The sequence below is a fragment of the Otoolea muris genome, assembly GCF_943193115.1.
Lineage (GTDB): Bacteria > Bacillota > Clostridia > Lachnospirales > Lachnospiraceae > Otoolea > Otoolea muris.
This window is the reverse complement of record NZ_CALPCY010000031.1, coordinates 1-18,852: the sequence shown is the minus strand read 5'-3', so window position 1 is coordinate 18,852 and position 18,852 is coordinate 1. Positions and strand designations below refer to the sequence as shown.

Here is an 18,852-nt window from a genome sequence, read left to right as displayed (position 1 = left end):
GAAAGTTTACAGGCGCAGCCGGAGAAAAAAGGAACATGGTAAGTTTTCTGCGGCAGTTTTTCAGGCCACAAATGCGTACATCAGAATATAATGGCACAGGCTTCCGCCCATCACGAAGAGGTGGAAGATCTCATGCGAGCCGAAATTGCGGTGCCTGGAGTTAAACAGCGGCAGCTTCAGCGCATAGATCAAGCCGCCAGCCGTATAGATCAGCCCGCCTGCCAGAAGCCATCCAAAGGCGGCGCGCGGCAGTGCCAGGACGATCTGGCGGAAAGCGATCAGGCAGATCCATCCAAGGGCAATATAGACCAGGGAAGAAAACCATTTCGGACAGTTGATCCAAAGCGCATTGACAAGCATCCCCGCCAGCGCAATACCCCATACCAGAGCCAGCAGGAAATAACCGGATCGGTTGCCCAGCACGATCAGGCACACCGGGGTATAGGTGCCGGCGATCAGAATAAAAATCATCATATGATCCAGCTTGCGCAGGAGCTGATTGGTTTTCTCAGAGATATCGAGCGTGTGATACACGGTGCTCGCAGCATATAAAAGAACCATGCTGGCAATAAAAATAAGGAGCGCGGTGAAGTGGACGCTGCCAGGCTCTCTGGCCGCCTTCATGAGAAGAGGCACAGAGGCCGCAGCGGCTCCTATCATAGCAATAAAATGAGTCAGGGCGCTGCCCGGATCCTTGATTCGTCTGGTCATAATGCATCCTCCTGTTCATGAGACATGTTTTTTGGAAGCTTGTGGTATAAAATATTGTATTATGTAGTTTTGAATACTATATCAACTATTTTAATATACTATACACCTGTTTTGCGTTTTATGCAAGTAAATTATTTTAAATGGTTTACCCTGTATAACAGCTCAGACGGCGGGAAATTGATGTCATGATGTCGGGGTCAAAAGGTCTTTTGGCCCCTTTGATACCGGATTGCTCCGTACTTTGTGCTCCCGCAATCCTCAAAAACATTCAAAATCCACCCTGATCGGGCTCTTTTTTCCTGTTTTTGGCGGGTCCCAGGTTCAAAAATCCTCCTCCAGGCGAGCTTGTATCGGATTTTAGACCTTTTGGCCCTGGTATCATGTCATGAACTTAAGAAAATATTTTTTACATTTCAGATATACCAAGATAAACGCGTATAGATTCATGGCCCGCCAATAACGCAGCCAGCGGCCTTCTCCGCAATAAACCGCAGCACACCCCGCCGCCCGGTTCCTAAAATTCAGTAAATCGCCTGTAAACAGCAACTTTTCGATGTCATACTTACACGCATAAAGGATGTTATATGGTTAAAATATTTTACGAAGATTCCGATATCCTGGTAGTGGAAAAGCCGCCCGGCCTGGATTCCCAAACCGGCCGCGGCTTTGACCCGGATATGGTGAGCGAAATAAAGAATTACCTCAGGTTATCCACAGGGATGTCAACAAAAACCGCGGGAAAGGGTGGAGAACCTTATGTGGGAGTTATCCACAGGCTTGATAAACCGGTTGGGGGGATTATGGTATATGCAAAGAACCCAAAGAGCGCGGCCTCGCTCAGCCGGCAGGTTCAGGACGGAAGGCTGAGAAAGAGATATCAGGCGGCAGTTTGTGGAAAACCTGTGGATATTGTGGATAATTATGTGGATTATCTGTTGAGAGACGGAAAAACGAATCGCTCTGTTGTTGTGGATAAGGAAACTCCGGGGAGCAAATGCGCGAGGCTGAAGTACCGGACACTCTGGAACATGGATGTGGAGGATCCGCAGAGCGGACAGCCTCTCACCGTTTCTCTGGTGGAAATCGAGCTTCTGACAGGCCGCCATCACCAGATCCGGGCGCAGTTTGCCGCGCATGGGACGCCGCTTTTCGGAGATGCAAAGTATAATCCTCTGTGGGGCGGCGCGCTGCCGTTTCCGGGAGGGGAAAAGCGGCAAAAGGGGATACATGAAGGCCCAAAACGCCGCGGCAGGCTGGCCCTATGCTCTGTATACCTCGCGTTTGAGCATCCGGAGACGGGAAAGGCGATGGAGTTCGCACACAGTCCGGAGGATGCCGTCTTTGAAGGGCCGGGAGGCGAAGCGGATCAGACGGTATAGCCGGAGGAGGCAGTTACAGGGGGATATGGGTAAGGAACTGTCCGGAAATAACCTGTGAATAGTGCGCGGTATATTTGGGCCAAATTCACTTAACGCAGCCCGCTGCGCCGCGTTCATTTGGCCCAAATCTCCCACAAAGTGGCGCGCACAGCTACCAGAAAGCAATTTTTAAATACGCTCTAAGGAGATCAGGATGAAGATACGAAAACATGTTTATTTCAGCGGAGCGGTACAGGGCGTGGGGTTTCGCTGCCGCGCCCGTTATACAGCCGAGAGCCTGGGCCTTACGGGCTGGGTAAAAAACCTGCCGGACGGCCGGGTGGAGATGGAGGTCCAGGGAGACAGGGCGTCTATGGAAAGGCTTATGTCAGAGCTGGAAAACGGCCGTTTTATCCGCATTGCAGATGTGGAAGAGCAGGAGATTGCCTGTCTGGAGCGGGAAAGCCGTTTTCGCATTGCTGGATATTAATGACAGAAGAAAAAAGAATATTTTTTTTGAATCGGCCAATAATAGTTGCTGTACGAAAGAAGTACAAAACACAAATGGGCCAGCCCATGGGTAAGCTCCTTAATAGACAAAAGAGAAGCTTACAGAAGGAAGCTGCAGAGACGGGACAGGCGTGGTAAGACGCCGAATGCCCGCCTTTGCAGCTTTTCCTTTTTCTGTACAGTTCCTTATACGCAAGCTTTACGGCGGCGCGGTTGAGAAGATATAACGGTTCAGAGGCTGCCTGAACTGTTGCGGAAAGATTCAGTCTCCACAGGAGATTTTTAGGAAAGCAGGTGAATGGATGCCGGAATTGACCAGAAAACAGAAGAGAGCGCTTTTGACGGCAGGCGTGGGCGCAGGCGTTTATTTGAGCTTTAAATACCTTCTCCCATTGTTTATTCCGTTTATTATCGCTTATGTCATAGCCCTGATGCTGCGCCCTGTGGCAGTGTGGCTGGAGAGGCGGCTGACCTTCCGGATATGCAGCCGGAGCGTGCGGGTGCCGGTGGGCGTAATAGGGGGCGTGGAGCTTGTGCTTGTCCTGGCCGTTCTGGGCGCGGCATTTTTTACCGGGGCGAGGCGGCTGTTTATGGAGGCAAATCAGCTCGTCAATGCCGCGCCGGGCTGGATCCGCAGCTTTGACGAATGGCTGACCGGGCTCTGTCACGGTATAGAAGTATTCCTGCAGTTGCGCGAGGGCGTGCTGGTGTCTATGATGCAGGAGGTTCTCTTAGGGATGGCGGAGGCATTTAAAACCGTTGCCATGCCCAATCTGGTGTTTAATTCCGTTTCTGTGTTTCTGTCATTTATAAAAGTTGTCGTTTTTGTGGTGATACTGTTTATCGCGTCAATTCTTTCCCTGCAGGAAATGGATGAGCTGCGCGAAAGACGCTGGCGTTCCGTTTTCCACAGGGAGTTTTCGCTGCTTCGCAGACGCCTGACACTGACCGGGAGCGCGTGGCTTAAGACGCAGGCGGCGCTCCTGTTTTTGACCTCCTGCCTGTGCATACTTACCCTGATAGCTATTAACAATCCGTATTATATCACAGCCGGAATCGGAATCGGGGTATTTGACGCCCTGCCGATTTTTGGCACGGGGACCATTTTAATCCCATGGGGGATTTTTCTTCTTTTGCAGAAGAAATGGTATCAGGGACTGATGCTTCTGGGGCTGTACCTGATCTGCTATTTTATGAGAGAATTTCTGGAGGCCAGGATGATGGGAAAGAAAATGGGACTTTCGCCGCTGGAAACGCTGGCCTCCATGTATGCGGGACTGAAACTTTTTGGCGCCCTGGGCGTGATTCTGGGCCCCGTGGGACTTTTGCTGATAGAGGATCTGGTGGAGGAGTATGAGAGGGATGAATGAAAAGGATAGAATACGGGAATGTAACGCTTCAGAGTGGCTGTGGTTGTTACTGTTCACACACCAGCCAATCCGAGGTGTTTTTTGTGAGTGCAGCGCAGCGAAAGTCACAGAAAACCCGAGGGCAGCAGCGCCAAACCGCATTTTTTGCGGTTTGTGTGCATCGCGAAGCGTGTTGTTGGACACAGCCCGGCAGGGGTGTGAACAGTAACATGAGGTTTGCGCGGCAGCAATAAAAAAGGAAAAGTGGAGAAAAGAGCCGGGGCGTGATAAAATAGAGAAAAAGGTGAGGAACGGAGGTTTTATCGTGAAATTGTATCGTCAGGAATCTGAAGATTTAACAGCGCGGCCGCCGAAGGCGGATTCAAAGGATATGGTATCCCATATGAAATGCCTGTGGGCCGATCGGCGTCCCGGTATTCTCGACCGGAAGCCGGGGATGGATTTTGCTGTGCTCGTGCCTCTGATTGAAAAGGACGGGGAATTCCATATACTTTTTGAGGTGCGCTCGCCAAAGCTGAAAAGCCAGCCCGGCGAGGTATGCTTTCCCGGCGGCGCGGTGGAGGCCGGGGAAAGCAGGAGGGAAGCGGCTGTGCGGGAGACTGTGGAGGAGCTTTTGGCAGACAAAAGCCAGATCGAAATCCTGGCCCCGCTGGATGTGCTGATAACGCCGTCCGGCCAGATGGCGCATCCCTTTCTGGCTGTGCTGCGCGGGTATGAGGGAGGTTTTTCAGAGGATGAGGTGGAGCGCGTTTTTACCGTCTCTCTCGGCTGGTTTGCCGCGCATGAGCCGGAAGAACATATCGCAGACGTCGTGACAGAGCCAGGGGAGGACTTTCCCTTTGAGCTTGTCCCGGGCGGGCGCGCATACCGCTGGCGGAAAGGGGAATACAGAGTGCTGTTTTACAGGAATGAGGAGGCCGTGATTTGGGGGATGACGGCCAAAATTCTTCATTCGTTTATTCAGATGTACAGGGAGGCGGGGATTGGGATTTAAATCCATAAAAATACATTACGGCTGCATAATAGAATCTTTATTGCCATAAAAGGCAAATTGGTGATATAATTTTAGTAATGAATCCTGCATTTGGAATACAAAAGGCAGGGAGAGCAAAAGCAGAATGGAGTTACAGACAGATGAGGGGTTACGGAAAGGTATCCAGTGTATCGAGGGTGTCATTGGCTGAGCAGGTGTATCAGAATCTGGTAGATTCAATAGCGAGCGGAGATTTGCCGGCGGGAACCGAGCTGAAGGAGCAGCATTTGGCAAAACAAATGAATGTAAGCGCGACCCCTGTGAGAGAGGCGCTCCGGCGTTTGGCGAGCGACGGGCTGGTTGAGACGGTTCCATATCATGGGGCTGTGGTCCGTACATTAAATCAAAAAGAAATACAGGAGGCTTACGCATGCAGGGAGGCTCTGGAACGTCTGGCAGTCAGGGAGGCTGTTCACCGGCTGAACGAGAGAGATATTGATTATTTGTATCAGCTAATTGAGGAATTCGACGCGGCAAAAGGAGTTCTTGAAGTCTCGGAGGCCAGCCAGAAATTCGATGAGTATATATATCACCTGTCAGGAAATGAGACTCTCTGTAAATTGCTGGGCATGCTGAAAGGAGTGATCAGCAGGGACCGCAAATATTCTTCCAGCAGTGTAGAACGCCAGAAAGAGATTGTGAAGGAACACAGGGAGATTGTGGATGCACTGAATCAGAGGGAAGCAGAAAGAGCGCAGGATGCGGTCTCCGAGCACATCCGCAATGGGCGGAAATATATTGAAAACAAATAAAGTGCATAGAATAAGGTTACGGTTCGCAGGACGGCTGTTTTTCGGCCAGGCTGTGAGCCGTAACTTTTTTTGCAGTTTAGCTCCGCTGTCTGCGATATTTGATGACAAAAACCGGATGAAGGCCGCGCCGCATTCTTCTTGACATAAAAACGGGATTATTATATAATATATCATACATTCTATAGAATATACAATATGTCAAGGAGGGGGATATGACGAATTTTTACATGTCAAGAGGGGCAAGTAAGGTAATTAATACCTGTGTCAAGGTAAAAGAGGGGGAGCAGGTGCTGCTCATAACGGAGTTGTCGCATCTCAGCATTGCGCAGGCCCTGGCATCGGAAGTCTATCGGGTTGGCGCGGAACCGGCGCTGTGTATAATGGAACCGCGTAAACGGGATGGGGAGGAACCGCCAAAGGATATTGCGGCTGCGATGAAAGCCAGCGATGTCTTCTTCTCGATCGTTGGAAAATCGATCACGCACACACAGGCAGTAAAGACAGCGCTTTCGGAAGGCGCCAGGGGATTGGTACTGACTGGTTTTACAGAAGAGATGATGATGAGAGGAGGTATTGAAGGTGATTTTGAAGCGCTGAAACCAATTTGTATCGGGATGGCGCAGGCTATGGCCGGAGCGGAAACGATCGTTTTAACTTCGCCAAGCGGAACACATCTGGAATATTCGGCAAAGGGGCGCCGGGGAAACCATTTTTACTGCATGGTGGAGAAGGGAGAGTTTTCAACATTCCCGGCTGTGGAGGCGAATGTCTCGCCGCTGGAGGGAACCGCGAACGGAGTTATTGTGGCAGACGCAAGTATTCCGTACATTGGGATTGGCGTGTTAGAAGAGCCGGTAACTTTGATTGTGGAAAACGGGCGTATCGTCGATATTTCCGGAGGCAGGCAGGCTAAGATGCTGGCTGATGATTTGAAGGCAAAACGGGATCCGAATGTATACAATATTGCGGAACATGGCGTTGGTTTAAATACGCACTGCCGTTTTTGCGGATTTATGTTAGAGGATGAGGGGGTGTTTGGGAGCTGCCATATTGGAATTGGCGCCAGTATTACATTGGGAGGAAATGTGAAAGCAAGCTGCCATTATGATGTGATTATGAAAAACGGAACGATCGTTGCAGATAGCAGAATATTGATGGAGAATGGGATTGTCAGGCTGTAGCCCGGCCTGGAGGTGTTTTTAAAATCATTCCCGCCCTCTGAACGCCCCGCCTTGCGGTATGTTTGGCAGGGACAGGCGCGCTGGCCGGATGGGGCGGTAAGCTTACTGAATGGAAAAGGCATTGTCTATATGATTACCCATGCGTGTCCAATTTTCTGCAAACTTACTGATAGGCACGCTGGAACCGCTCCTGTGCGGAATCATGAATGAAGCGGTCAAGATGGCGGATCAGTCTTCCGGTTCGGTTATGCGCGCGGAAGACGGGGCGCTTTTGGGAAATTTCCCCTTTATGGGAGGCATTGTGGCAGAGGGGGCCGGATTTCAGCCACGGTACCGGCCTCGGCGTCGGATATGTATTGAATGTCCATGAGCGGCCCAACGGCCTCCTTTGGAAGATCGTGCCGGAGAGGCAGGACAGCGCGGTGATCGAACCGGGCATGATTTGTTCCGTGGAACCGGGTATGTACTTTGAAGGAAGATTTGGAACCCGGACAGAAAACCTGATTCTCTGTGCGCCGGATGAGAAAAACGAGTATGGACAGTTCCTCCGCTTTGAATTTTTGACCTGGGCGCCCATTGATTTGGATGCCATTGACACCGGATTTATGGATGAGCAGGATATAAAACGGTTAAATGCATATCATAAGGAGGTTTATCAGAAGATTTCCCCATTCCTCAGCGAGGAGGAAAAAACGTGGCTTAAAGAGGCTGCCAGAGAAATCAGTGGTTGACAAACCGCCCATCCTGACGTAAAATCAGCTTACCAAAGTCAAATCACATATAAAATTACGGCGATGAAGGGGATTAGTAGATTCTTACACACTTCCAGAGAGGAAACCGCTGGTGCGAGGTTTCCGTGTCCATGAGGATGGAACCGGCCCCTGAGCCATACATGAAGATGTATCGTATACCGGCGTTAACGGAAATTGAGTGAACCGGAAATGAGTTCGGGCTGTCTGAACAGCCGCCGGGCCGCAGAGAGGATGTGTGCGGCAGGTTCCGGTTAAACAGGGTGGTACCGCCGAAGTTTAAGCCATTCGGTCCCTTTGATCGCGATGATTCAGAGGGATCGGGTGGCTTTTTTATGCACAGGGGCGCGAGAGGATCCGCTGTGGAAACGGCGCGCGGCCGGCAGTGATGTTGACGGAACAAAAGGAGCAGTCAGGAGGTTTGTCATGGCAAAGGAAAAGAAGCTTGTGGAGGCGATCACATCCATGGATGTGGATTTCGCACAGTGGTATACGGATGTTGTAAAAAAGGCGGAGCTGACGGATTATTCGAGCGTAAAGGGCTGTATGGTGATTAAGCCGGCCGGGTTTGCGATCTGGGAGAATATCCAGGCGGAGCTGGACCGGAGGTTTAAGGAGACAGGGGTGGAGAATGTGTATATGCCCATGTTTATCCCTGAGAGCCTGCTTCAGAAGGAGAAGGATCATGTGGAGGGCTTTGCGCCGGAGGTGGCGTGGGTGACGCACGGCGGCCTGGAGCCGCTTCAGGAGCGGATGTGCGTGCGGCCCACGTCAGAGACGCTGTTCTGCGATTTTTATGCAAAGGATGTGCAGTCCTACCGCGATCTGCCGAAGAATTACAATCAGTGGTGTTCGGTTGTGCGCTGGGAAAAGACGACCAGGCCGTTCCTGCGCTCCAGGGAATTTTTGTGGCAGGAGGGACACACCGCGCATGCGACAGAGGAAGAGGCAGAGGAGAGGACGCAGCTTATGCTGAATGTCTATGCGGATTTCTGCGAGGAGGTCCTGGCTATCCCCGTGGTGCGCGGGCAGAAGACGGATAAGGAAAAATTCGCGGGCGCGAAGTCAACCTTTACCATTGAGGCTATGATGCATGACGGAAAGGCGCTGCAGTCCGGCACAAGCCATAATTTCGGCGACGGCTTTGCGAGGGCGTTTAATATTCAGTACCTGGATCGCGACAATAAGCTGAAATTTATCCACCAGACGTCCTGGGGGTTAAGCACGCGCGTGATCGGGGCGCTTATCATGGTGCATGGGGATGACAGCGGGCTGGTGCTTCCGCCCAGGATTGCCCCGGTACAGGCAGTGATTGTGCCGGTTCAGCAGAATAAGGAAGGCGTTCTTGGCAAGGCGTTTGAGCTTAAAGAGCGGCTGTCGGGCTTTAAGGTTAAGGTGGATGATACTGATAAGTCTCCGGGCTGGAAATTCAGCGAATCAGAGATGCGCGGCATTCCGGTGCGCATCGAGATCGGCCCCAGGGATATTGCGCAGAATCAGGCTGTGCTTGTGCGCCGTGATACGCATGAAAAGATTACGGTTTCGCTGGACGGGATAGAGGAGCAGCTTCGCGGCCTCCTGGATACGATACAGAGCGACATGTTTGCGCGCGCGAAGGGGCACATGGAGTCCCATACGTACACGGCTCTGAATATGGAGGAGCTTAAGGATACGGCGGATCACAAACCGGGCTTTATAAAGGCCATGTGGTGCGGTTCGCAGGAGTGTGAGGAGAAGCTTAAGGAGGATGTGGGCATTACCTCGCGCTGCATGCCGTTCGTACAGGAGCATTTGAGCGATACCTGCGTCTGCTGCGGCAGGCCCGCGGCGAAGATGGTATATTGGGGCAAAGCGTATTAAGAAAGGCATACGAAGATGCAGATTCCAAAGCAGGTAGAGTGGATTTTGTTACAGCTTGAGGAACATGGCTATGAGGCATACGCAGTGGGAGGATGCGTGCGGGATATGCTGCTCGGCCGTGAGCCGGAGGACTGGGATATCACCACATCCGCCCGGCCGGAGGAGGTCAGGCAGGTATTTGCGCGCACCATTGACACCGGGCTCCAGCACGGGACGGTGACCGTGGTGCTTGACCGCACAGGCTATGAGATTACGACGTACCGGATTGACGGAGAATACGAGGACGGACGGCATCCGAAGGAAGTCGCGTTTACGCGTGACTTAAAGGAAGACTTAAAGCGGCGCGACTTTACGATCAATGCAATGGCCTTAAGCCGGAGCGGGGAGCTGGTGGATCCGTTCGGCGGGCGGGAGGATTTGAAGGCCGGTGTGGTGCGCTGTGTGGGCGATCCTTCAGAGCGCTTTTCTGAAGACGCTCTGCGGCTTCTGCGCGCGGTCCGGTTTGCGGCCCAGCTCGATTTTACCATAGAAGAGCGGACGAAACTGGCGCTGCGCGCGGAAGCGCCCAGGCTGTCCTGTGTGAGCCGGGAGCGGGTGCAGGCAGAGCTTACAAAGACGCTACTGTCCCGCCATCCGGAGCGGCTGTGTATGATCCGGGAGGCCGGGATGGCTCCATATGTGTCGGAATCCTTTCCGGACCTGTTTGCAGAGACGGAGGCAGCCAGGAGGCTTGAAAGAAGGCTTCGGCTGGCGGCCGCGCTCCCGTCTGCCAAAGCCGTCCGCTGGGCTGCGTTTCTTCTGGAAATGGGGGAGGACGCCGGCGGGCGGATACTTAAGGAGTTTAAGCTGGACAATGAGACGATCCGCTGCGCGCGGGCGCTGATCCGTTGGCTCCCTGTCAGGATAGCCGGCGATCCGCGCGCGGTCCGTCAGGCGATGTCCGCCATGGACGACGGGCTTTTTGACTGCCTGCTGGAGATGAAGGAAATTCTGGACGGGGAGGACGGGGGGCATGCGGCCCGTCTTAAGCTTTTGGCAGAGGAGATCCGCGGGAAGGGAGACTGCATCCGCATGAAGGATCTGGCGGTCACAGGGACGGATTTAATCGCTGCCGGGGCTGCGCCGGGTCCGGCTCTGGGGCAGACGCTTAAGGAGCTGTTTGCGCATGTCCTTGAGTATCCTGAGGATAACGTGAAGGAAATATTGTTAAAGGCGGCGTCGGACAGAGACTGACTCCCGCGGGCGGCGAAGCAGAAATGCTTGCAGCGGAGGGGACTTTTCTGACGCGCTCTGGCCGGAGAGCGAATGCAGGGCGCTTTTACAGTCCGCGCTATACGGGCATCAAGCCCCGGAAATCGTGAGTTCACAGAAATATCACGGTTTCCGGGGCTTTTTTTAAGCCTTTTTTAAGCTTCGGCTGTTACGATAAGGCTGCGGTTTAAATAACCCGTATGGCTGCGCGATACGGGGAGGCGCAAGAGGCAGGCGCCGGATTCAACGCTGTGACGCATAAGGAGGAATAACATGGCCCAGGAAGTTTTTGAGCGGTATGAGAAAAAATATCTGTTGGATACGCCGCAGTATCACAGTCTGATCTGCGAGATGGTAAAATGGATGTGCGCGGATCAGTTTGGAAGGCATACCATTTCCAATATCTATTTCGATACGGGGAATTTTGAGCTGATCCGGCGCTCGATTGAAAAGCCGGAGTACAAAGAAAAGGTGAGGCTGCGCGCCTATGGCCCGGTATCGCAGGACTCGACAGTCTTTGCGGAGCTTAAAAAGAAAGCGGGCGGGATCGTCTATAAGCGCCGGGAGGCGCTGAAACTGAAGGAAGCCAGGGATTTTTTGTACAGGGGAATCTGCCCGGAGCCGGGGAGCCAGATTATAAAGGAGATTGATTACGCCATAAAGCGCTGGGGGTTGCTGCCCAAGGCTTTTATCGCTTATGACCGCCTGGCTTTTTTCGGCAGAGAGGATCCAGAGCTGCGCGTGACCTTTGACCGCCGTATACGGGGCCGGAGGAACCGTCTTGATTTGGCCGGCGGCGATTTCGGGACAGAGCTTATACAGCCGGATCAGGTTCTGATGGAGGTGAAAATCCCGGGCGCTATGCCGCTCTGGATGAGCCGGCGCCTTTCGGAGCTGTCCATATTTCCGGTCTCGTACTCGAAATACGGCATGTATTATAAAGAGAACATTTATAAACAGGGATCTTACAGAGAAGATATGATGAAAAGCAGCGGTTCATGGCGTCTGAACAGATGCGGTAAAACCGATAGCAGAGAAGGAGGGGAATATTGTGCTTGACAGTATTTTAACAGGGACAGGGGAGGCGGGACTGACCGCGGGACAGATGCTTTTATGCATGGGTACTTCCCTTGCGCTGGGGATGGTTCTGGCGCTTCTGCACACATATAAAAATACATACAGCAAAAATTTTATTGTCACGCTGGGGATACTCCCGGTGATCGTGCAGGCGGTTATCATGCTGGTAAACGGCAATCTGGGAACCGGAATCGCGGTAATGGGGGCCTTCAGCCTGGTAAGGTTCCGCTCCGTCCCGGGAAATTCAAGGGAGATTGGCAGCGTCTTTCTGGCCATGGCGGTAGGGCTGGCGGCGGGAATGGGATACCTGGCCATGGCGGCCCTGCTGGCCTTTACCGTCGGCGGGGCGGGGGTTATCCTAGTCTCGCTCCCTGTCTGGAGAAGCGGACGCGGCGCAAGGGAGCTGAAAGTCACGATACCGGAAAATCTCGATTATTTTGGAATTTTTGACGATATTTTTGAGCGCTATGTATACAGGAGCCAGCTTCATCGTGTGAGGACAGTGAACATGGGAAGCCTGTATGAGCTGTGCTATCGGATCGATCTGCGGTCAGAGGCGCAGGAAAAGGAGATGCTGGACGCGATCCGGTGCAGAAACGGAAATCTCGGTATTGTCTGCGGCCGCGTTCCGGAGAGCAGGGAGGAGCTGTGAGCGGCAAAAGGGCAGAGAGTGCAGCCGTTCAGGTTAGCTGAACGGTTATCAGAGAGGAATCAGACAGGAGGAAAGAAGGATGAAGGCAGGATTATACAGGAAAAAAGACGCAAAATATGTGTGGGAAAAGAAGGCCGGGACGGCGTATCTCCTGCGCGCGGGCGGGGCTGCGGGAATATTCGGCCTGTCATGCCTGCTCCTTGGCGGGTGCGGGCGGCAGACGGCGGATGCGCAGAAGGAAACCGCGGGCGGCAGTATGGGAGAAACCGTGATTACAGCCGCGGAAACAGGCTTTACAATAAACGGCCCGGGAGCGGCGGCGGACGGGACGGTTCTCACAATCACACAGGGCGGGAGTTACCGCGTCAGCGGCGCTGTCTCAGACGGCAGGATTGTGATTGACGCGGGAGACGGGGAGGTCGCCCTGATTATGGACGGCTTATCCATAGCAAGCGCAGATTTTTCACCCATATATGGGCAGCAGTGCAAAAGCCTGACAATTATACTGGAGGAGGGGAGTGACAATACCGTCTCAGACGGAGCTTCGTATGAGTATGACAGGAACGGGGACGATGAGCCTGACGCGGCCGTTTTCAGCCATGATAATCTGATTTTTGAGGGAGACGGGCGTTTACGGGTGATCGGAAACTACCAGGAAGGGATCCGCGGCAGGGATGACGTGACGATACGCTCCGGAATACTGAAGATAGAGGCGGTAAATGACGGAATCAAAGGAAAGGATTCTGTGGAAATCGAAGGCGGGACGATCACCGTCACGGCCGGGGGAGACGGGGTGCAGGCAAGCAATGACAGCGATGCTGACAAGGGCTATGTAAGGATAACCGGGGGCGGGCTGTCCATAGATGCGGCTGAAAAGGGAATCAAGGCGGAGACGCTGGCAGAGATAACGGACGGCGTCCTGGATATAGCCGCCGCGGACGACGCGGTCCACAGCAACGGGGATATACGTATAAGCGGCGGGAGCCTGGCCCTGCGCTCCGGGGACGACGGGGTTCATGCGGATCGGTCGCTGTCTGTTTCAGGAGGAGAGCTTACAGTCGCGGAAAGCTATGAGGGGCTGGAAGGCCTGTCTGTGGATATCACAGGGGGGACAATTTCCATTGTCTCAGAGGACGACGGCATCAATGCGGCCGGAGGCGCGGACAGCTCCGGAAACGGGGGGCGCGGAGACGATCCGTTTGCTGTTGCAGAAGGGGCGTATATCCGCATTGCCGGAGGCGAGGTGAGGGTGAATGCTTCCGGGGATGGGATTGATTCCAACGGAGATTTTTTTATGGAGGGCGGAATCCTGTATGCGGAAGGTTCGCTGGATGGAGGAAACGGGATTTTAGACTACAACGGGCAGGGGCGTATTGTGGGCGGAACGGTTGTGGGAACCGGAAACGCGGGGATGCTGCAGACCTTTTCAGAGGATTCGCAGCAGCCGATAATTGTCCGTTTTTTTGAGGCAAAGAAAGAGGGGGGAAGCGCCTTAAAGGTAGAGGATTCTGACGGGGCGTCCCTCCTGGAATATGCGCCGCAGAAGGAGTATTCCGTCCTGATTTTCAGTTCTCCGGAGCTTAAATTGGGAGAGAATTACCGGATTACAGCGGGAGAGGAGAGCGCGCAGGCGCAGACAGATGAAGTTATTACGTATTCCGGAGAGCGGATGGGAGGAGAATTTCCGGGCGGACATGGAGAGCCGGGGCGGGGCAGGCGTCCGGAGGAGCATGGGGACATGGGAAGGCCGGAGGGAGCGCCGGAGCCTCCTGGAGAAGGCGGTATTTTGGAAGGAGCGGAGGGGGAATTCGGACGGCGTGGGGAATGAGCGCAGTTATTGGATACAGAGGCACTCAATGGCGGCTCTCTCAAGACAGTCCGGACGACGGCAGATTTCAATTTTTTCTTTATTTATCAGAGCTTTTATGGTATTCTGTAAATAAGGAAAATAAAAAATTTGCAGCATTTTGAATGGAGGTTAAAATGCCCGCATTATCCATGTTTTTTGGAATTATTATACGAATGCAGAGTGAAAGAGATGGGAAGCATAATAAAGCACATATTCACGCTTTGTATGCAGGCAACGAACTGGTTCTAGAGCGTGTTTGAAAATTGCTTTCTGGTAGCTGTGCGTGCCACTTTGTGGGAGATTTGTGCCAAATGAACGCGGCGTAGTGGGCTACGTTAAGTGAATTTGGCACAAATATACCGCGAAGTGGGGCGTGCAGATGCCAGGAATGAATTTTCAAACACGCTCTAGGATTGGACGGAGAAGTTTTAGAGGGGAGCTTTCCGAATAAACAATTGAAACTTTTGTTAGCGTGGGCAGCGATTCACGAAGATGAATTACGGGCGAATTGGGAGCTGCTTAGTAATGGAGACGGTTATTTTAAGATTGAACCGTTGCGTTAGTAAAAGGAGGCGCCGCTATGTTAAGACCAACCGCTGTTCAGGTAGAAGCAGTTTGTGCGTATCAGATTTTAGTGGTTTTTGATAATGGTGAAAAAAAGTATTTTGATGTTGAGCCATATATAAAAGGAGAATGGTATGGGCAATTGCGGTCTTTTGAATATTTTAAACGTGTTACTACAGATGGTTTTACAGTGATTTGGCCGGACGGACAGGACATATGTCCGGACGAATTATATGATTTTGGAAAATTAGTATCATAGTTAAAAGGGCTCTACTGGCTAAGGAGAGCCCTGCTCAGCTTCATCGCCTAATAATGGCATCAAAGCTGTCACATTTTTAGCTGTTCTGTGTTTTCGGCTCCATCTGATGCATATTTTTACACAGGCAGCCGCACAAAGAAGCTGTTTTTGCCCTCTCCATCTGACTCCGCCCAGATCGCTCCCCTGTGTTCTTCCACGATGGCCTGGGCGATTGGAAGGCCAAGGCCGTATCCGCCTACCTGCCCGCGGGACGGATCCGAGCGGTAAAAGCGCTGGAAAATCCGTTTGAGCTCATCCTCGCTCAGGGGGACGCCTTCGCTGGCCACGCATAATAGCGCCTCCGGTTTTGCGCGTTTTAGGGAGCGGGAGAGAGATACAAGGATGCAGCCGCCTTCCCGGCTGTATTTGCAGGCATTGTCGAGCAGAATATCTGTTAGACGGCGCAGCCTGGATTCGTCGCCGTTTATCATGATCCCGTCTGCAATTTCTCCGGTTATGTTCTTCCCCATTTCAAAGGCGACGGGTTCAAGGGCGGCAAGGCTTATATTGACCACATAGCTGAGATCAAGCCCCTGAAGGCAGCGGCCTTCTGCCCTGAATCACTTCGCGCAAGGGTGAGCAGGGCTTCGGTCAGCTCTTTCATCCGAAGCGCTTCGGCTTCGATGTGGCGCAGGCGGGCGCGGTCATCGGGAGTTCTCCACGCATGCTCCGCTTCCCCGGAAAACGCGTTTTGGCCAAGCAGAAGATTTACATTGGAGAGGATGACGGTCAGAGGGGGTTTGAGCTCATGCGAGGCGTCGGAGATAAACTGCCTCTGCTGCTCCCATGCCGTCCCGACCGGCCTGACGGCCCATCGGGACAGAGACAGCGATATAAAGAAAAAGATTGCCAGCGCGGCGCAGCCGATCAGGACGGAATGAATGATCTGCCATCGCAGGGCGCGCTCTTCGGCAAAGGTATCTGTGAGTGCATAGCGGATGGTCTGTCCGGGTCCAAAGGGCTCGCGAAGATAGCGCAGATGTTCTGATTTGAGCAGGCCGAAGGGCTTTTCTAAAGAGCGGATCATGGAGACGAGCTCCTCCGGCTCAAGCTCGCGGCCCGGATAGAGGCGGCTTTCCAGGATCCGGATTTCGCCGTTTTTGTGTTCCTCAAGAACCAGCGCCGGAAATACCTCTCCCGGGAATTCCCGGATGCGGGGCCCGCGTTCTTCCCCGTCCGGGCGGACGGCGGCGCCCTGGCGTATGGCGGCCCGCAGCCCATTATAGGCCCGGCTCTGGTAGGAGGCGCGCGTAGAGCCGTACAGGGTGGCAAATACGGCAGACAGCATCACGGCCGCAATTGCCATCATAATTCCAATCATTTTTCTTCTCAGCCCGTCAATCACTTTGCCGCCTCCTTTTCCAGTGTTTCCTCCAGCCTGTATCCAAGGCTTCTCACAGCGCGGATGCGGACAGCAGAGCCGAGCAGCGTAAGTTTTTTGCGCAGAAACGACATATAGGCTTCAACGCTGTTCGGATTCACCGGGCAGTCATATCCCCAGACCTTTAAAAGCAGAGTCTCCTTTGACAAAAGCTGTCCCTGGTTGACGATCAGCAGGCGCATGAGTTCAAGCTCCTTTGCGCTGAGCGCGATTTCGCGCCCGCCGCAGACAAGCGCCGGAGTCTCAGGGCAAAGTGTTATATCCGAAAACCGAAGCGGCGCGCCGGCTGTATCGCCCGCGCGCCGGAGAATCGTGCGCAGACACGCCAGAAGCTCTTCATTTTCAAAAGGCTTTGTCAGATAATAATCGGCCCCGGCGTCAAGCCCCCGTATCCGATCCGGGAGCTCTGAGCGCGCGGTCAGCATCAGGACAGGCGTGTCCGTATGATCAGCCCGGAGCTGGCGCAGGATCTGGAAGCCGTCCATACCGGGCAGCATTACATCCAGGATAACCGCATCGTAACCGCCGCCGGCGGCCAGCGTCAGGCCGTCCGGTCCATTGTGGACGGAGGAGGCGCTGTATCCCGCGTGCTCCAGAAGATCCGCCAGGGTGGCGGCCAGACGGATTTCATCTTCTATAATTAAAATGCGTATCATCGAATCAGTTTTTACCTCCCCAGTCTCATGTTTCCCCGAGCTTTCTGTATTCTAAGAAGAACAGCGAGGCAGTCACTGACACAGCGATGACATCCGCTACAGGCTCTGCGATAAATACAGCCATGACCTTATTCTCGAAAAATCCCGGCAGAATGAAAATCAGGGGAATCAGAAGGATCACTTTGCGCAAAAGCGCTAAAAACACAGAGGTTTTCGCATTTCCAAGGGCGATGAAAGTCTGCTGGCAGGAAATCTGGATCGCAAAGATCAGAGACGCGGCCATATAGATCCGCATAGCCCACATGGTAAACTGCGCAAGCTGTTCATTATTTGTAAAAATCGCAATCGGAGCCTGCGGGAGGAACATACAGATCGCCCACAGGAAAGTGGAATAGCAGAGCGATACTCTCAAAAGCAGATGGAACGCCTGCTTTACCCGCGCGATGTTCCCCGCGCCGTAATTAAAGCTGATGATCGGCTGCACGCCCTGTGTCAGCCCCTGCAGAGGCAGCATGGAAAACTGCATGACGCTGGTGAGGATTGTCATAGCCCCCACCGCGATATCGCCGCCGTATTTTAAGAGGCTGGTATTAAAGCAGACAGACAAAATGCTCTCTGTGAACTGCATGATAAAAGGGGACAGTCCAAGCGAGACGCAGGCGCCGACGGTTCCGGCGTCCGGGCGCAGATTGGCCGGACGGATCCGCAGGGTGGTCTTCGGCCCGGTTAAAAAACGGAGGATCCATACACAGGACACGCTCTGCGAAATAATGGTGGCCAGAGCCGCTCCCCGCACGCCCAGATGCAGGGCAAAGATAAAGATCGGATCCAGAACGATATTGCACAGCGCCCCGATCGCGACAGTTACCATTCCGATCTTGGCAAATCCCTGCGCATTGATAAAGGCATTCAGGCCAAGCGACATCTGCACAAAAATCGTGCCGCAGGCATAGATCTGCATATAGGGCCATGCATAAAGGATCGTATTTTCACTGGCCCCGAACATCAGAAGCACAGAGCGGCCGAACAGCAGAAAGAACGCGGTCAGAGTGACGGAGATAAAAAAGAGCATGGAAGCGCAGTTTCCAAGGATGCGCTCCGCTTCATCCGGCCGTCCTTTGCCCATCATAATCGAAGCCCGCGGCGCGCCGCCCATACTGACGAGTGCCGCAAAGGCGGAGATGCACATGATCACCGGCATCGTCACGCCCACCCCGGTGAGGGCGTCCGGACCGATGTCGGGAATATGCCCGATATACATGCGATCCACCATGTTGTACAAAAGATTAATGATCTGGGCCGTGATGGCCGGAAGCGCCAGATTAAAAAGCAGCCGGCCGATCGGATCACGGCCAAGATCCGCTTCGCCGGAAGCACGGTTATGGTTCATAATTTATTCCTCCTTGCAGATTGTGGATTTGCTGTCTTTCCTGTTTTTCCTGAATCTCGTGGCAACAGGAATGAATATCTACGCGCAGCCGCCATCTGCCATTCGCTAATCAGGCGGCAGGTAATAGAGAGTAATATATCATATTGGAAACGCCTTTTCAACCACGTTATTTTAAGGATTGAGTGAGCGGACGCCGTAACGCTGCTATTC

The 18,852-nt window shown here is 53.2% G+C and carries 24 protein-coding genes and 1 other annotated feature; of the genes, 17 read left to right on the top strand and 7 right to left on the bottom strand.

Annotation, left to right across the window (positions count from 1 at the left end):
* Window positions 1-60: 60 nt before the first annotated feature.
* The gene (gene trhA, locus NFS31_RS16930) at window positions 61-711 is read right to left on the bottom strand and encodes a PAQR family membrane homeostasis protein TrhA (RefSeq protein ID WP_251497580.1); all 651 of its coding nucleotides are present in this window, start codon (window positions 709-711) and stop codon (window positions 61-63) included.
* Window positions 712-1,295: 584 nt separating this feature from the next.
* Here trhA and NFS31_RS16925 point away from each other — a divergent pair.
* The 14 genes from NFS31_RS16925 to NFS31_RS27875 all read left to right on the top strand — a co-directional run bounded on the left by NFS31_RS16925 (window position 1,296) and on the right by NFS31_RS27875 (window position 14,613).
* Window positions 1,296-2,090: an RluA family pseudouridine synthase gene (locus tag NFS31_RS16925; RefSeq protein WP_251497577.1), complete on the top strand. Its 795-nt coding sequence runs from the start codon at window positions 1,296-1,298 to the stop codon at window positions 2,088-2,090.
* Window positions 2,091-2,151: 61 nt separating this feature from the next.
* Window positions 2,152-2,262: a DUF6783 domain-containing protein gene (locus tag NFS31_RS27880; RefSeq protein WP_334303103.1), complete on the top strand. Its 111-nt coding sequence runs from the start codon at window positions 2,152-2,154 to the stop codon at window positions 2,260-2,262.
* A gap of 21 nt (window positions 2,263-2,283) precedes the next feature.
* Window positions 2,284-2,559 (top strand): acylphosphatase, encoded by a 276-nt coding sequence (locus tag NFS31_RS16920; RefSeq protein WP_251497574.1) that lies wholly within the window; start codon window positions 2,284-2,286, stop codon window positions 2,557-2,559.
* Between the two features lie 322 nt (window positions 2,560-2,881).
* On the top strand, window positions 2,882-3,949 hold the full coding sequence (locus NFS31_RS16915) for an AI-2E family transporter (protein ID WP_251497571.1): 1,068 nt from the start codon (window positions 2,882-2,884) through the stop codon (window positions 3,947-3,949).
* A 304-nt stretch (window positions 3,950-4,253) separates the two neighbouring features.
* Window positions 4,254-4,943, top strand: a complete 690-nt coding sequence (locus tag NFS31_RS16910; protein ID WP_251497568.1) for an NUDIX hydrolase — start codon at window positions 4,254-4,256, stop codon at window positions 4,941-4,943.
* A gap of 140 nt (window positions 4,944-5,083) precedes the next feature.
* Window positions 5,084-5,734, top strand: a complete 651-nt coding sequence (locus tag NFS31_RS16905; protein ID WP_251497565.1) for a GntR family transcriptional regulator — start codon at window positions 5,084-5,086, stop codon at window positions 5,732-5,734.
* Between the two features lie 212 nt (window positions 5,735-5,946).
* Complete coding sequence (locus NFS31_RS16900) at window positions 5,947-6,915, top strand: aminopeptidase (protein ID WP_251497562.1); 969 nt, start codon at window positions 5,947-5,949, stop codon at window positions 6,913-6,915.
* Window positions 6,916-7,121: 206 nt separating this feature from the next.
* Entirely contained in the window at window positions 7,122-7,646 is a 525-nt protein-coding gene (locus NFS31_RS16895) for a M24 family metallopeptidase C-terminal domain-containing protein (protein ID WP_331482721.1), read from the top strand.
* A gap of 54 nt (window positions 7,647-7,700) precedes the next feature.
* Window positions 7,701-7,964, top strand: a binding site (T-box leader).
* Window positions 7,965-8,090: 126 nt separating this feature from the next.
* On the top strand, window positions 8,091-9,524 hold the full coding sequence (gene proS / locus NFS31_RS16890) for a proline--tRNA ligase (RefSeq protein WP_251497559.1): 1,434 nt from the start codon (window positions 8,091-8,093) through the stop codon (window positions 9,522-9,524).
* 15 nt (window positions 9,525-9,539) lie between these two features.
* Entirely contained in the window at window positions 9,540-10,757 is a 1,218-nt protein-coding gene (locus NFS31_RS16885; RefSeq protein WP_251497556.1) for a CCA tRNA nucleotidyltransferase, read from the top strand.
* A gap of 291 nt (window positions 10,758-11,048) precedes the next feature.
* Window positions 11,049-11,834 carry a polyphosphate polymerase domain-containing protein gene (locus tag NFS31_RS16880; RefSeq protein ID WP_251497553.1) on the top strand — a complete coding sequence of 262 codons (786 nt, stop codon included), beginning with the start codon at window positions 11,049-11,051 and terminating at the stop codon, window positions 11,832-11,834.
* Complete coding sequence (locus NFS31_RS16875) at window positions 11,827-12,504, top strand: DUF4956 domain-containing protein (protein ID WP_251497550.1); 678 nt, start codon at window positions 11,827-11,829, stop codon at window positions 12,502-12,504. Before NFS31_RS16880 ends, NFS31_RS16875 begins: the two co-directional genes overlap by 8 nt.
* Before the next feature lie 79 nt (window positions 12,505-12,583).
* Entirely contained in the window at window positions 12,584-14,332 is a 1,749-nt protein-coding gene (locus NFS31_RS16870; protein WP_251497547.1) for a carbohydrate-binding domain-containing protein, read from the top strand.
* A 143-nt stretch (window positions 14,333-14,475) separates the two neighbouring features.
* Window positions 14,476-14,613, top strand: a complete 138-nt coding sequence (locus tag NFS31_RS27875; RefSeq protein WP_334303102.1) for a DUF4160 domain-containing protein — start codon at window positions 14,476-14,478, stop codon at window positions 14,611-14,613.
* Here NFS31_RS27875 and NFS31_RS27870 read toward each other — a convergent pair.
* Entirely contained in the window at window positions 14,568-14,747 is a 180-nt protein-coding gene (locus tag NFS31_RS27870; RefSeq protein WP_416389476.1) for a DUF6783 domain-containing protein, read from the bottom strand. The two genes, NFS31_RS27875 and NFS31_RS27870, sit on opposite strands and share 46 nt — an antisense overlap.
* On the opposite strand from NFS31_RS27870, the gene NFS31_RS27865 reads away from it, so the two are divergent.
* From NFS31_RS27865 to NFS31_RS16860, 3 genes are read left to right on the top strand one after another with little or no spacing between them, the layout of a single operon-like run.
* Entirely contained in the window at window positions 14,697-14,804 is a 108-nt protein-coding gene (locus NFS31_RS27865) for a DUF6783 domain-containing protein (protein WP_334303104.1), read from the top strand. The two genes, NFS31_RS27870 and NFS31_RS27865, sit on opposite strands and share 51 nt — an antisense overlap.
* Entirely contained in the window at window positions 14,767-14,916 is a 150-nt protein-coding gene (locus NFS31_RS27860) for a DUF4160 domain-containing protein (protein ID WP_275563901.1), read from the top strand. Before NFS31_RS27865 ends, NFS31_RS27860 begins: the two co-directional genes overlap by 38 nt.
* 17 nt (window positions 14,917-14,933) lie before the next feature.
* Window positions 14,934-15,176, top strand: coding sequence for a DUF2442 domain-containing protein (locus NFS31_RS16860; protein WP_160225893.1), 243 nt, complete (start codon window positions 14,934-14,936; stop codon window positions 15,174-15,176).
* A 116-nt stretch (window positions 15,177-15,292) separates the two neighbouring features.
* Here NFS31_RS16860 and NFS31_RS16855 read toward each other — a convergent pair whose 3' ends face one another.
* The 5 genes from NFS31_RS16855 to NFS31_RS16835 all read right to left on the bottom strand — a co-directional run.
* Window positions 15,293-15,730 (bottom strand): sensor histidine kinase, encoded by a 438-nt coding sequence (locus NFS31_RS16855; RefSeq protein WP_251497544.1) that lies wholly within the window; start codon window positions 15,728-15,730, stop codon window positions 15,293-15,295.
* Complete coding sequence (locus NFS31_RS16850; RefSeq protein ID WP_251497541.1) at window positions 15,718-16,560, bottom strand: sensor histidine kinase; 843 nt, start codon at window positions 16,558-16,560, stop codon at window positions 15,718-15,720. Before NFS31_RS16850 ends, NFS31_RS16855 begins: the two co-directional genes overlap by 13 nt.
* The gene (locus tag NFS31_RS16845; RefSeq protein ID WP_160226013.1) at window positions 16,557-17,249 is read right to left on the bottom strand and encodes a response regulator transcription factor; all 693 of its coding nucleotides are present in this window, start codon (window positions 17,247-17,249) and stop codon (window positions 16,557-16,559) included. The genes NFS31_RS16850 and NFS31_RS16845 overlap by 4 nt, the downstream gene beginning before the upstream one ends.
* A 28-nt stretch (window positions 17,250-17,277) precedes the next feature.
* Window positions 17,278-18,642, bottom strand: coding sequence for an MATE family efflux transporter (locus NFS31_RS16840; protein WP_251497537.1), 1,365 nt, complete (start codon window positions 18,640-18,642; stop codon window positions 17,278-17,280).
* A partial coding sequence (locus tag NFS31_RS16835) for a hypothetical protein (protein WP_251497535.1) occupies window positions 18,639-18,852 on the bottom strand: 214 nt, incomplete at its 5' end. The genes NFS31_RS16835 and NFS31_RS16840, both read right to left, overlap by 4 nt.

What these genes read in the sequence shown, in the direction of transcription:
- trhA (WP_251497580.1), bottom strand. Translation starts at nt 711, where the DNA reads ATGACCAGACGAATCAAGGATCCGGGCAGCGCCCTGACTCATTTTATT.
- NFS31_RS16925 (WP_251497577.1), top strand. Translation starts at nt 1,296, where the DNA reads ATGGTTAAAATATTTTACGAAGATTCCGATATCCTGGTAGTGGAAAAG.
- NFS31_RS16920 (WP_251497574.1), top strand. Translation starts at nt 2,284, where the DNA reads ATGAAGATACGAAAACATGTTTATTTCAGCGGAGCGGTACAGGGCGTG.
- NFS31_RS16915 (WP_251497571.1), top strand. Translation starts at nt 2,882, where the DNA reads ATGCCGGAATTGACCAGAAAACAGAAGAGAGCGCTTTTGACGGCAGGC.
- NFS31_RS16905 (WP_251497565.1), top strand. Translation starts at nt 5,084, where the DNA reads ATGAGGGGTTACGGAAAGGTATCCAGTGTATCGAGGGTGTCATTGGCT.
- NFS31_RS16900 (WP_251497562.1), top strand. Translation starts at nt 5,947, where the DNA reads ATGACGAATTTTTACATGTCAAGAGGGGCAAGTAAGGTAATTAATACC.
- NFS31_RS16895 (WP_331482721.1), top strand. Translation starts at nt 7,122, where the DNA reads ATGAAGCGGTCAAGATGGCGGATCAGTCTTCCGGTTCGGTTATGCGCG.
- proS (WP_251497559.1), top strand. Translation starts at nt 8,091, where the DNA reads ATGGCAAAGGAAAAGAAGCTTGTGGAGGCGATCACATCCATGGATGTG.
- NFS31_RS16885 (WP_251497556.1), top strand. Translation starts at nt 9,540, where the DNA reads ATGCAGATTCCAAAGCAGGTAGAGTGGATTTTGTTACAGCTTGAGGAA.
- NFS31_RS16880 (WP_251497553.1), top strand. Translation starts at nt 11,049, where the DNA reads ATGGCCCAGGAAGTTTTTGAGCGGTATGAGAAAAAATATCTGTTGGAT.
- NFS31_RS16870 (WP_251497547.1), top strand. Translation starts at nt 12,584, where the DNA reads ATGAAGGCAGGATTATACAGGAAAAAAGACGCAAAATATGTGTGGGAA.
- NFS31_RS27875 (WP_334303102.1), top strand. Translation starts at nt 14,476, where the DNA reads ATGGAGGTTAAAATGCCCGCATTATCCATGTTTTTTGGAATTATTATA.
- NFS31_RS16860 (WP_160225893.1), top strand. Translation starts at nt 14,934, where the DNA reads ATGTTAAGACCAACCGCTGTTCAGGTAGAAGCAGTTTGTGCGTATCAG.
- NFS31_RS16840 (WP_251497537.1), bottom strand. Translation starts at nt 18,642, where the DNA reads ATGAACCATAACCGTGCTTCCGGCGAAGCGGATCTTGGCCGTGATCCG.